Below are 12070 nucleotides of genomic sequence, written 5' to 3'. Positions count from 1 at the left end.
TCTGTCTCAAGCGCCGACGGGCTGGGCGGGGGCCCCGCGCAGCTGGCAGGCAAGCGCGTGCTGGTCGCCGGCGCCGGGGTCGCGGGCGCGGCCTGCGCCGAGGCGCTCCGCTCGGTCGGCGCGCAGGTGCTGGTGAGCGACCGGAACACCGAGATCGCAGACATCGGCGAGGCGGCGGCGCTCTCGCTCGTCCCGGAGCAGGACCTCGTCGTCGTCAGTCCAGGCGTGCCGGATTCGGCCCCGATTCCGCGAGCCGCCTCCGCCGCAGGCGTCCCGGTCTGGGGAGACGCCGAGCTGGCGTGGCGGATCGACGACGGCGCCCGGCGCTGGCTCGTGGTCACCGGGACGAACGGGAAGACCACCACGACCTCGATGCTCGAATCGATACTCCTCGCGGCGGGCGAGGCCGCGGTGGCGTGCGGGAACATCGGGCACGCGGTCGCGAAGGCGGTGCTCGGCCCGGCCCGGACCCTGGCGGTCGAGCTGTCCTCCTTCCAGCTCAGCCGGGCGCCCTCGCTCCGGCCGCTGGCAGGCGTGGTGCTCAACATCGCCGAAGACCACATCGACTGGCACGGCAGCATGGCCGCGTACACCGAGGCGAAGACGAGGGCGCTCGGCGGGGGCGTCGGGGTGGTGAACCTCGACGACGCGGTCTGCGCCGCGCTCCCCGTCCAAGGGCGCAGGGTCGGATTCCGCCTCGGCGAACCGGGGCCGGGGGAGCTCGGGGTCTCCGGCGGCGTGCTCGTTGACCGCGTCGACTGGGCGGACGGGGCTTCTGCCGGTCCCGTCGAGCTCCTCCCCGTGTCCGACATCAGGCCCTCTGGTCCTGCGGGGGTCATGGACGCGCTGGCCGCCGCCGCCCTCGCCCGCGCGTGGGGGGCGGGCGCCGAGGCGGTCGCGGCAGGGCTGCGCGGCTTCGCCCCAGGGGCGCATCGCGGCGAAGCCGTCGCCGAGCACGGCGGCGTGGTGTACCGGGACGACTCGAAGGCGACGAACCCCCATGCCGCGCTCAACGCCATCGAGGCGCACCGGAGCGTCGTGTGGCTCGCGGGCGGCCAGCTGAAAGGCGCGCAGGTCGACGACCTGGTCGTGCGCGTCGCCCCCCGGCTGCGCGCGGCAGTGCTCTTCGGCCAAGATCGCGCTGTGTTGGCCGACGCTTTGCGGCGACACGCCCCGCAGGTCCCCGTCGTTGTCCTCGAAACCAGGGACGATGGGAGCATGTTTGACGACTCTGCGGAACTGATGCGCGCCGCCGTGGCGCACGCCGCCCGTCGCGCGCGCTCCGGCGACGTTGTGCTGCTGGCTCCCGCCGCGGCCTCGCTCGACCAGTTCTCCGGCTACGCCAACCGGGGGAAGCTCTTCGCGGAAGCGGCCAGGGGGGTGCTCTCCGGATGACCGCCACCCTCGCGACGGGGCCCGCCGCCGCCCCGAAACGGGCCGCGACGGCGATCGGGATGGGCGCCTGGCTGTCCCGTCCGTTGGCCTCGTACCACCTCGTCGTGACCATCACGATCCTGCTCTCGGCCTTCGGCCTGATCATGGTGCTCTCCGCCTCCGCGCCCGAAGCGGTCGCCGAGGGCAAAGACCCGTACTCCATGTTCTGGAAGCAGCTGGCCTATGTGGCGTTGGGCGCGGTGCTCTTCGCCCTCGCGCTGCGCGTCCCGCCCCGCATGCTGCGCAACCTCGCGTTCCCCGGCATCGTGCTCGCGGTCGTCTCCCTCGCCTTGGTCCTCGTGCCGGGCGTCGGGGTGAAGATCATGGGCGCGCGGCGCTGGTTCGAGATCGCGGGGTTCTCGGTGCAGCCGTCCGAGATCGCGAAGCTCGCGTTGGCGCTGTGGGGCGCGCATGTGCTCGCCACCCGGCGGCGGGAGACCGCCGTGCTGCGCGACTACCTCGTCCCGCTCGTCCCGGTCTCCACCTTGATCTGCGTGCTCATCGTGCTCGAGCCGAACTTGTCCACCGCGGTGTCGCTCGCGCTCATCGTGGCCGCGCTGCTGTGGTACTCGGGCTTGTCGTACAAGGTCTTCGGGGCGGTGGCCGTCGTCGGCGTCGTGTCGGCGGCGATCTTGGCCGTCTCGGCGAGCTACCGCGCCGCGCGCCTGTTCACCTTCCTCGGCAAATCCTCGGACCCGCTCGGCTCCGACTACCAGCCGAGGCAGGCGCGGCTGTCGCTCGCGGCTGGCGAGTTCGTCGGCAAGGGCCTCGGGCAGAGCAGGCAGAAGTACCAGTACGTGCCGAACGCGCACAACGACTTCATCTTCGCGATTATCGGCGAAGAGCTCGGACTGATCGGCTGCCTCATGGTCCTCGCGCTCTTCGGGGCGTTCGCCTACGTCGGGCTGCGGATCGCGCAGCGCTCCCTCGACCCCTTTTTGCGGCTCTACTCGGCCAGCGTCACCACGCTCCTCCTCGGCCAGATGCTCATCAACGTCGGCTACGTGACCGGGCTGCTGCCGGTCACCGGCGTGCAGCTGCCGCTGGTCTCCGCAGGCGGCTCCTCCACAGCCGTGACGCTCATGATGCTCGGCGTCCTGGCGAACGCGGCCCGCCACGAGCCGGACGCGGTGAGCGCGCTGCGCGCCTCGCCGCCGGGGCGCGTCTCGCGCTTCTTGCGGCTGCCGTTGCCGGAGCCGGTCCGTCCGTACCAGGCGAAGCTGCTGCGCGAGCAGGGCTCCCGCGCCCAGTCCACGGGACGGGGCAGGGGCCCCCAAGAGCGGCCGACCGGCAGCGCGAAAGCGCGTCCCGCGCAGTCGCCCGCGGCGGGACGACGGGCTCGGGCGCGGCGTTGGGACGCTCCCGCGACGGGTGAGGCCGAGCGCGCCAGGCAACCGGGCAGGCCGTCCGTGCAACGCGCTCCCGAGCAGCGCAGGCCCGCGCCGCCGCCCCGACGGCCCCGGAGCTCTGGGCGATGACCGACAGATCTGATCGCCGGTTGAGCGTCGTCGTCGCTGGCGGCGGGACGGCGGGGCACATCGAACCCGCGCTCGCCGTTGCCGACGCGTTGCGAGCGGCCCGGCCGCAGGCGGTCGTCACCGCGCTCGGCACGCCGAGGGGGCTGGAGGGCGCGCTCGTCCCGGCTCGGGGCTATCCGCTCGAGCTCGTCCCCGCCGTGCCATTGCCAAGGAAGCTGTCAAAGGACCTCGTGACCGTGCCGTCCAGGCTCGCGGGCGCGGTCCGGGAGGCGGCCGCCATCCTGGACCGGGTCGAGGCGGACGTCCTGGTCGGCTTCGGCGGATACGTCGCGCTTCCTGCCTATCTCGCCGCGCGGCGGCGCAAGATCCCGATCGTCGTGCACGAGGCGAACGCCAAGGCGGGCATCGCGAACAAGGTCGGGGCGAGGCTGGCCGAGCGGGTGTTCACCGCGTCGGCGCAGACCAAGCTCCGGGGCTCCGTCCCGGTCGGCGTCCCGGTGCGCCAGCAGATCGTCCGGCTCGACCGGGCCGAGGGCCGCGCCGAGGCGCGCGAGCATTTCGGCTTGGACCCGAAAGCTCCCACCCTGCTGGTGTTCGGCGGTTCGCAAGGGGCTCGCGTGTTGAACGAGGCCGTCGTCGCGGCCTCCGAGCGGATCACGGCGGCCGGGGTGCAGATCCTGCACGCCAAAGGCCCGAAGCAGACGCTCTCCGCGGAGCCCGCCAAGGGCTCCGAGGGGCGGGCTCGGCATGTGGTCGTCGACTATCTCGCGCAGATGGACCTCGCGTATGCCGCAGCCGACCTCGCGTTGTGCCGGTCCGGCGCGATGACGGTTGCCGAGGTCTCCGCCGTCGGGCTGCCCGCGATCTTCGTGCCGCTGCAGCACGGCAACGGCGAGCAGGCGTTGAACGCCTTGGACCTGGTGGCGGCTGGCGGCGGGCTCTTGGTCCCCGAGGCGGAGCTGACCGCCGAGCGCCTCGGCGAACTCGTCGCCTGCCTCTTCGCGGAGGACGGCAGGCTCGCGAAGATGGCGGCGGCCGCGCGAAGGGCGGGCAGCCACGACACGGCGGACGTGATCGTGCGCGCGGTGCTGGAATTAGCGGAAGGTGCGCCTGGTGCATGATTTGAGCCGAGTCCACTTTGTTGGGATCGGCGGCGCGGGCATGTCCGCCGTCGCCCGGATCCTTCTGGCCAGGGGGGCGCAGGTCTCCGGATCGGACCTCAAGGACAGCAGGACGATCACCGATCTGCGGGCGCGGGGGGCGAAGGTGCTCGTCGGACATGCCGCCGCCGCGTTGGACCTGCTCGACGGCGGGCCGACAGCCGTGGTGGTGAGCCAAGCCGCGATCCCGGCGGACAACCCGGAGCTCGCCGAGGCGCGCAAGCGGGGCGTGCCCGTCCGGTACCGGCCCGAAGTGCTCGCCGAGCTCATGGAGGGCAGCAAGCGGATCCTGATCTCGGGCACCCACGGCAAGACGACGACGACCTCGATGACGGTCACCGCGCTCCAGCACGCGGGCCTGGACCCCTCGTTCGCGGTGGGCGGCGAGCTGGGCGAGGCGGGCACGAACGCGCACCAGGGCAGCGGGGACGCTTTCGTCGCGGAGGCGGACGAGAGCGACGGCTCGCTGCTGCGGTACCAGCCGGACGCCGCTGTGGTGACGAACGTCGAGGCGGACCATCTCGACCACTTCGGCACCGCAGAGGCGTACATCGCCGTCTTCGACCAGTTCGTCCGGCAGATCTCGCCGGACGGCGTGCTCATCGTGGACCTCGACGACCAAGGAGCCGCTGCGTTGGGCGCTCGCGCGGCAGCCGCAGGCACGCGTGTGCTCGGCTACGGGTCCGGCGAAGCCCCGCCGGGGGTCCGCCTCGCGGCGCGGCTCGTGGACTGGAAGCCGCAGGGCGAGAGCGCGCGGCTCGTCGTCGACTTCGAACCGGGCGGGGAGCGCGTGTTCTCGCTCGCCGTGCCGGGCAGGCATATGGCGCGCAACGCGCTCGGCGCGGTGCTCGCCGCCGTGTTCGCGGGCGCAGGCCTCGACGCGGCGGTCAGCGGGGTGTCCTCGTTCACCGGGGTCCGCAGGCGGTTCCAATTGAAGGGCGTCGCGAGGGGAGTGCGGGTCTTCGACGACTACGCCCACCACCCGACGGAAGTGGCGGCCACCCTCGCCGGGGCACGGGCGCTGGTCGAGGGGGACGGCGGCTCCGGGCAGGAGAGATCGAGGCGGGGTAGGCTGGTCGTGGTGTTCCAGCCGCATATGTACTCGCGAACGCGCCTGTTCGCCACGGAGTTCGCGGCCGCGCTCGAAGCCGCTGACGAGGTCGTGGTCCTCGATGTCTACGGGGCGCGGGAGACTCCAGAGGCGGGGGTCACCGGCGCGCTGATCGCGGACCAGGTGCGCGCCGTCCCGGCGCGTTTCGTCCCGATGTTCTCCGCCGCGGCGCAGCAGGCCGCGTCCCTCGCCCGGCCGGGCGACGTCGTGATCACGATGGGCGCGGGCGATGTGACTCTGCTCGGCAGCGAGATCCTCGACGCCGTGGAGGGCAGGGACGAGTGATCAGGTGGCTGCGGGCGTGGGGCTTCACCGCCGTGGTGATCCTCCTCGTGGTCGCGGCGGGCTTCGGGGTGTGGGCCGGGTATTTCAGCCATTGGTTCGCGCTGCGGTCGATCGTCGTGAGCGGCAATACGACCATCACGAAAGAAGAGGTGGTCCGCCGTCTCGACGTCTCTGCGGGCGAGCCGCTCCTCCGGGTGGATCTGGACGACCAGAAGGCACGGGTGGAGGGGATTCGTGTGGTGGCGAGCGCGCAGGTCAGCAGGGACTTCCCGCACACGCTGCGCGTCGAAGTTGTCGAACGGGCCCCGATCGCGTACGTCGAGCGCCCCGGCGGCGCGCATCTCGTCGACAAGACGGGGACGGACTTCTCGACGGTCCCGGCTCCGCCGGACGGGCTGCCCAAACTCGCCGTCGCGCGCGTCGTCCCCGGGGATCCGGCGACGACGGCGGCGCTGGCGGTGCTCTCCCAGCTCCCCGACGAGCTGCGCGGGCAGGTCGCCGAGGTCGACGCGAAGAGCGAGATCGAAGTGTCGGCGACGCTGGGGGACGGGCGGGTCGTCGTGTTCGGCTCCAGCCAGGACGTCCCACATAAAGCGCAGGTCGCGCTCGCGCTGCTCAGCCAGCCGGCGCAGACGTACAACGTGTCGAGCCCGAACACGCCGGTTCTGTCGAACTAGGCAGGCCCGGCGCGGAAGAGCAGACGGCCGGCCGGTGTTCCTCTGAGGCATGAGGGCCTTGCGACAGGAGGCGACCTTGCGGCAGGAGGCTTTGTGCGATGGCGGCGCAGTTGTTGGAGCAGACGTTCGGGCCGGACGCGTGGAACCGGATCGACGAGCCGGGGCGTTACGCGGCGCTGGAGTCGTTTTATTTCGCCCTGAACAACCAGGACCTCGACGTGCTCGCCAAAGTATGGGCCCCGGACCCGCTCGCCCAGCTCAATAATCCGCTCGGCGGCTTGCTCAGAGGGGGCGAGCAGATCGTCGACCTCTATCGCAGGGTGTTCGAGGGCAGCATCCGGCTCCAAGTCGAGTTGACCGACATCGTGGAGTACTCCGACGAGCGGCACGCGGTGTTCGCGGGCCGCGAGATCGGCGAGTACATCGACCTCGCGACCGGCTCGCGAACGCCGCTGGCTATTCGGACATCGCGGTATTTCGTCGTGGAGGCCCCAAGCGGGGCCTCGTCGGAGACCGGTTTTTGGCGCCAGCTGCACCACCACGGCAGCATCGACGACCCGGCGGCGTTGTCGGCGTACCAGGCGGCTGTCGCGCGGTGAGCCTCAGGCCGGACCGGCCTTCGGCTTCGACCTGGCGACGGCGACTCCCGCGAGGCACAGCGCCCCGCCGAGGATCGCGACGATTCCGGGGACTTCGCCGAGGATGGCCCAGCTCATGAGGACCACGATGGCGGGGACGGCGTACGTGGTGATGCCGAGCCTGCCCGCTGGCATCCGGGCGAGCGCGTACCCCCAGGTCAAATAGCCGAGCGCGGTGGGGAACACGCCGAGGTAGACGAAATAGCCGCTCGCGGCGGGCGGGGCGGCGGCGGCCTGGGACCACAGCCGCCCGGCGAACGGCGCGCAGGCCAGCGCGCCGATGAGGCAGCTGAAGGTCATGGTCTGCAGCGACGACGCGTGCCGGAGCGCAGGTTTTTGCAGCACGATCCCGAGCGCGTAGCACAACGCGGCGACCAGGCACAGCCCCACGCCGAGCCAGGAGGTGGAGCCGGGGGAGCTCCCCCGCGAAGCGAGCCCGACCACGACCGCGCCGAGGAACGCGACGGCGAGCCCGGCGAGGAGCCTCGGCGGGAAGCCTTCCCGCAGGAGCCATCCGCCGAGCAGCACCGTCAGCACCGGGCCGACGTTCACCAACATGGCTGCCGTGCCCGCGTCCACCAGTCGCTCGCCCCAGTTCAGCACCACCATGTACAGGGCGAACCACAGCAGGCCGCTGCCGACGATCCCCGGCCAGGCCGCCCTCGGCGGCAGTCCTTCGCGGCGCAGGAGCCAGATCGCCACGAGCACCAGCGCGCCTGTCGCGAGCCGTCCGAAGGCCAGGGCCCCGGGGTCGAACCATTTCGCGCCGCCTCGGATGGCCACGAAGGCGGAAGCCCAGAAGACGACGGAGACGGCCACCGCCGACACGACGCGGAGGTCCGTCCGTCCGGCAGGCTCCGCCACAGCCTCGGGCGATTCGCAGTCGGGCCCTCGTGTCGCGCATTCGGTCATGCTGACACTCTACGAAGACGGGCCGACACTGTCGCGCGCTTTTCGGACAGGGCGTTCGTCGGACAGGGCGCTTTTCGGACAGGGCGCCGAGGCGGTCGTGATTCGCATGTTCACTTCTGTGGCTCATGTTGCGAAAATGCCATGCCGGGCAGTGATAAAAGCGAGACATGACGGCGCGCCTGAGCGTAATTGCCGAGGGCGGCGCTTAGCGTCAGCAGTACTCGGACTTGATGTTTCACAAACAGAACGCACACGAAAATGGAGAGCTCATGACATCGCAGCACAATTACCTCGCCGTGCTGAAGGTCGTCGGCATCGGCGGCGGCGGGGTCAACGCCGTGAACCGGATGATCGAGCAAGGGCTCAAGGGAGTGGAGTTCATCGCGATCAACACGGACGCGCAAGCGCTGTTGATGAGCGACGCCGATGTGAAGCTCGACATCGGCCGCGAGTCCACCCGGGGCCTCGGCGCAGGCGCGGACCCCGAGATGGGCCGTCGTGCCGCGGAAGACGCGAAAGAAGAGATCGAAGAGCTCCTGCGCGGAGCCGACATGGTGTTCGTGACCGCGGGCGAGGGCGGCGGCACCGGCACCGGGGCCGCTCCGGTCGTCGCGAGCCTCGCCCGGAAGCTGGGCGCGCTCACCGTCGGCGTCGTGACCCGCCCGTTCTCCTTCGAGGGCAAGCGGCGCGGCACGCAGGCCGAGAACGGCATCGCGGCCCTGCGCGAGTCCTGCGACACCCTCGTCGTCATCCCGAACGACCGCCTGCTGCAGATCGGCGACATGGGCGTGAGCCTCATGGACGCGTTCCGCAGCGCGGACGAAGTGCTGCTCAACGGCGTCCAGGGCATCACCGACCTGATCACCACCCCCGGTCTGATCAACGTGGACTTCGCCGATGTGCGCGGCGTGATGTCCGGGGCGGGCAGCGCGCTGATGGGCATCGGCTCGGCGCGGGGCGAGGGCCGGGCGCTCAAGGCGGCCGAGCTCGCGATCAACTCGCCGCTGCTCGAGGCTTCCATGGAGGGCGCGCACGGCGTGCTCATCTCCATCGCGGGCGGCTCCGACGTGGGGCTGTTCGAGATCAACGAGGCGGCCTCGCTCGTCCAAGAGGCCGCGCACGTCGACGCGAACATCATCTTCGGCACGGTGATCGACGACTCGCTCGGCGACGAGGTCAGGGTCACGGTCATCGCGGCAGGGTTCGACGGGGGCTCCCCGAAGGCCCGGACCGTCGACTCCTCGCGCTTCCGCCCGAACGCGCAGCAGCAGCAGAAGCAACAGCCGAAACCGTCGAACGTCTTCGGCGACGACTTCGCCCCTGCTGCCGAAGAGGTGCTCGCGCCCGCGGCGGTCAGCGCGTCCAACGGGCACCGCGTGGTGACGGACGAGGGCGAGGACGACGTGGATGTGCCCCCCTTCATGCGCCGCTAGCCTCCATTCCCGGGGCCTGCGCGGCGATCTCCTGCGTTGCAGCGGGTCTCGTGTGTGCTCCGCCTCCCCAACACGCGTCGACCCGCTGCGCCTTGGATCTCATCCACGCATGAATCCCCGGGAATGCGGGTCGCCTCTACTAGGCTGGACCCATGCTGATCCGCACCCTCGCCACGACTGCCGTCGACGGGGATATGCGCGACTCGGCCAACCGGGAGCTCTGCGCGAAACGGATCGGCGTGCCCGCCGAGCGCTTTGTGTGGCTCAAGCAGGTCCATAGCGCCGATGTCGCCGTGGTCGACGCGCTGTGGCCCGAGTCGGACGGCCCGCTCGTCGTTCCCGAGACGGACGGCGTGGTGACAAACCTTCCCGGCGTCGTTCTGTCGATCCTCACGGCGGACTGCGTCCCCGTGGTCGCGCACGACGAGCGCGCGGGCGTCGTCGGGGCCGCCCACGCGGGCAGGCGCGGCGCGCAGGACGGCGTCGTCCGCGAGCTGGTGGCGAAGATGGTCGGGCTGGGGGCGGAGCCGTCCCGGATCGAGGCCTTCCTCGGCCCGTGCGCGAGCGGCGCCCATTACGAAGTCCCTGCGCAGATGCGGGAGGAAGTCGAGGCGGACCTGCCGGGCAGCGCGTGCGTCACCGAGCGGGGCACTCCGGGCCTCGATCTGCGCGCCGGGCTGGCCCGCCAGCTCCGGGGGCTCGGCGTCGAAAAAGTGGAGTCGAGCGGCGTGTGCACGATCGGCGAGGCCGCGCACTTCAGCCACCGCCGGGGGGATCCCTGGCGCTTCGCCACGTTGATCTGGATGTCGGATGAGCCGCAGGGCTGAGCTCGCCGAGCGTCTCGCGCAGGTGCGCGAGCAGGTGGCAGGCGCCTGCGCGAGGGCGGGCCGCGACCCCTCGGAGGTGACGCTCCTGGTAGTCACGAAGTTCTTCCCGGCGAGCGATGTCGCGCTGCTCTACGAGCTGGGCTGCCGCGAATTCGGCGAATCCCGCGACCAGGAGGCGAAGTCGAAGGCCGCCGAGCTTGGGGAGTCCGTCCGCGAGGCGCGCTGGCACATGATCGGCCAGATCCAGCGCAACAAGGCGAGGAGCATCGCCTCGTGGGCGCAGGTGGTGCAGTCCGTGGACGGTCCTCGGCTGGTCGCCGCGTTCGAGAAGGCGGGCCAACCGCTCGACGTCCTCGTGCAGGTGAGCCTGGACGGCGACGAGCTCAGGAGCGGCGCGCTCCCCGAGCACGTCCTCGGCCTCGCCGGGCAAATCGCGGCGACGGAGAATCTGCGTCTTCGGGGGCTGATGGCGATTCCGCCGGTCGCGGCGGACCCGGCGCAGGCGTACGCGAGGCTGGCGCGGCTGCACGACGAGCTCAAGGCGGCCCATCCCTCGGCGACGATGTTGTCGGCGGGGATGTCGGGCGACTTCGAGGCGGCGATAGCTGCCGGATCGTCATGTGTGCGTGTCGGTACCGCAATTTTGGGCCAGCGCCCGATACCCTCGCCCTAGCAAGTATTCCAATCGGAAGGCAAGGTATGAGCGCGCTCCAAAAGGTTAAGGCCTACTTCGGCATGATGCCGGCTGACGCGTACGAGGACGAGTATCTGGAGGACGACCGCCAGCCGGGTGCGAGGACTCGTCGTTACCGCGAGGAATACGCCGACTACGAGACGGGGTACGAGTGGGGGCACCTCCCGCAGGCGGGCGAGTACGAGCCGCCGATCCCCGGCCGGGGCGCCTCCCGCGCCGTCGTCGGCACGCTGACCGCCCGTCGCGGCCACGATCGTTATGACGTGGATTACCGCCGCCCCGCAGGCTACGAGGAGGCGGGGGCGCTCTCGAAGATCACGACGCTGCGCCCGAAAGACTACAGCGAGGCCCGCACGATCGGGGAGCGGTTCCGCGACGGCTCGCCGGTGATCATGGACTTGGTGCAGATGGACAACGCCGACGCCAAGCGGCTCGTCGACTTCGCCGCAGGCCTCGCGTTCGCGCTGCGCGGCTCTTTCGACAAGGTCGCGACCAAGGTGTTCCTGCTGTCCCCGGCGGATGTGGACGTGAGCCCGGAGGAGCGCAGGCGGATCGCTGAGGCGGGGTTCTACAACCACCGCTGATAGGTTGGTGCCATGGATTTGGTGCTGGTGGTCGTCCGAACGCTGCTAGCTGCGTTCTGGTTCTTGCTTCTCGTCCGCAGCGTCGTGGAGCTGGTGCAGAGCTTCTCGCCCGATTGGCGGCCCCGAGGGGTGTTGGTGGTCGTCTTGGAGCTGGTGTTCATGGTGACCGATCCTCCGGTGCGGTTGTTCCGCAGGATCATCCCGGACACGACGATCGGGGCGGTCCGGCTGGATATTTCGCTGATGGTGTTGATGTTTGTGGTGCTTATCGCCTTACGGGTGGTGTCGTGAAGGGCAATGCCCGGATGAACGGCGCTGAGAGAAGAAAAGGAATGCGGACATGCGGTTGACCCCCGAGGACGTGCACAACATAGCCTTCGGGGCCCCGCCGGAGGGCTTCAAGGGCTACAACCCCGAGGACGTGGACGTCTTCGTCGACCTCCTGGAGGAGTCGGTGCGGTTGTACCGGGACGACATCACGAAGCTCGAAGCGCGGGTCGCCGAGCTCGAGGCGCAGCAGAAGGCGGAGCCGGGCGAGAAGCCCGCGTCTGCGGCCGCGTTCCCGACCGCAGAGCCGGGGGGAGGCCCGGTGGCGCTGCTGTTGCTGCCGCGCCAGGTGGTGCAGCAGCTGCTCGCGCAGGCACAGGGCGAGTCGGACCGCCTGCTCGGCGAATTCACGGCGCAGACGGCGCAAGGCGGCGAGGCGGGCTCGCTCCGCCCGGCCGTGGCGATCTTCGTCGCAGGCGAATAGCGGTTCGGGGCGTCACAAAAGTGACACGGAATGGCAATACGGCTATGCTGCCCTGTGCAGCTTGCCACTGATGTGACAAGATATCT

13 protein-coding genes are annotated in these 12070 nt (G+C 70.7%); 12 read left to right on the top strand and 1 reads right to left on the bottom strand.

Annotation, left to right across the window (positions count from 1 at the left end; translation table 11 throughout):
• The first annotated feature begins 21 nt into the window (after positions 1-21).
• The 6 genes from murD (at position 22) to ACRC20_RS16565 (ending at position 6744) form a co-directional block, all read left to right on the top strand.
• Complete coding sequence (murD, locus tag ACRC20_RS16590) at positions 22-1395, top strand: UDP-N-acetylmuramoyl-L-alanine--D-glutamate ligase (protein WP_438687542.1); 1374 nt, start codon at positions 22-24, stop codon at positions 1393-1395.
• Complete coding sequence (gene ftsW / locus ACRC20_RS16585) at positions 1392-2912, top strand: putative lipid II flippase FtsW (protein WP_438687496.1); 1521 nt, start codon at positions 1392-1394, stop codon at positions 2910-2912. The genes murD and ftsW overlap by 4 nt, the downstream gene beginning before the upstream one ends.
• The gene (gene murG, locus ACRC20_RS16580) at positions 2909-4033 is read left to right on the top strand and encodes an undecaprenyldiphospho-muramoylpentapeptide beta-N-acetylglucosaminyltransferase (RefSeq protein ID WP_438687495.1); all 1125 of its coding nucleotides are present in this window, start codon (positions 2909-2911) and stop codon (positions 4031-4033) included. Before ftsW ends, murG begins: the two co-directional genes overlap by 4 nt.
• Positions 4017-5468, top strand: coding sequence for a UDP-N-acetylmuramate--L-alanine ligase (gene murC / locus ACRC20_RS16575; protein WP_438687494.1), 1452 nt, complete (start codon positions 4017-4019; stop codon positions 5466-5468). The genes murG and murC overlap by 17 nt, the downstream gene beginning before the upstream one ends.
• On the top strand, positions 5465-6145 hold the full coding sequence (locus tag ACRC20_RS16570; protein ID WP_438687493.1) for a cell division protein FtsQ/DivIB: 681 nt from the start codon (positions 5465-5467) through the stop codon (positions 6143-6145). The genes murC and ACRC20_RS16570 overlap by 4 nt, the downstream gene beginning before the upstream one ends.
• Positions 6146-6243: 98 nt before the next feature.
• Positions 6244-6744 (top strand): YybH family protein, encoded by a 501-nt coding sequence (locus ACRC20_RS16565; RefSeq protein ID WP_438687492.1) that lies wholly within the window; start codon positions 6244-6246, stop codon positions 6742-6744.
• A 3-nt stretch (positions 6745-6747) separates the two neighbouring features.
• Here ACRC20_RS16565 and ACRC20_RS16560 read toward each other — a convergent pair whose 3' ends face one another.
• The gene (locus ACRC20_RS16560) at positions 6748-7695 is read right to left on the bottom strand and encodes a DMT family transporter (RefSeq protein ID WP_438687491.1); all 948 of its coding nucleotides are present in this window, start codon (positions 7693-7695) and stop codon (positions 6748-6750) included.
• A gap of 269 nt (positions 7696-7964) precedes the next feature.
• Between ACRC20_RS16560 and ftsZ the strand changes: the two genes are divergently transcribed.
• The 6 genes from ftsZ (at position 7965) to ACRC20_RS16530 (ending at position 11984) form a co-directional block, all read left to right on the top strand.
• Positions 7965-9128: a cell division protein FtsZ gene (gene ftsZ, locus ACRC20_RS16555; RefSeq protein ID WP_438687490.1), complete on the top strand. Its 1164-nt coding sequence runs from the start codon at positions 7965-7967 to the stop codon at positions 9126-9128.
• 152 nt (positions 9129-9280) lie between these two features.
• Positions 9281-9955 (top strand): peptidoglycan editing factor PgeF, encoded by a 675-nt coding sequence (pgeF, locus tag ACRC20_RS16550; RefSeq protein ID WP_438687489.1) that lies wholly within the window; start codon positions 9281-9283, stop codon positions 9953-9955.
• Positions 9939-10628 (top strand): YggS family pyridoxal phosphate-dependent enzyme, encoded by a 690-nt coding sequence (locus tag ACRC20_RS16545; RefSeq protein WP_438687488.1) that lies wholly within the window; start codon positions 9939-9941, stop codon positions 10626-10628. The genes pgeF and ACRC20_RS16545 overlap by 17 nt, the downstream gene beginning before the upstream one ends.
• A gap of 26 nt (positions 10629-10654) precedes the next feature.
• On the top strand, positions 10655-11233 hold the full coding sequence (locus ACRC20_RS16540; RefSeq protein ID WP_438687487.1) for a cell division protein SepF: 579 nt from the start codon (positions 10655-10657) through the stop codon (positions 11231-11233).
• Positions 11234-11245: 12 nt separating this feature from the next.
• Positions 11246-11524 carry a YggT family protein gene (locus ACRC20_RS16535; RefSeq protein WP_438687486.1) on the top strand — a complete coding sequence of 93 codons (279 nt, stop codon included), beginning with the start codon at positions 11246-11248 and terminating at the stop codon, positions 11522-11524.
• A gap of 49 nt (positions 11525-11573) precedes the next feature.
• Positions 11574-11984: a DivIVA domain-containing protein gene (locus ACRC20_RS16530; protein ID WP_438687485.1), complete on the top strand. Its 411-nt coding sequence runs from the start codon at positions 11574-11576 to the stop codon at positions 11982-11984.
• Positions 11985-12070 lie beyond the last annotated feature (86 nt).

The sequence above is a fragment of the Segniliparus sp. genome (assembly GCF_051660745.1).
GTDB lineage: Bacteria > Actinomycetota > Actinomycetes > Mycobacteriales > Mycobacteriaceae > Segniliparus.
This window is presented reverse-complemented; position numbering and strand designations above follow the sequence as displayed.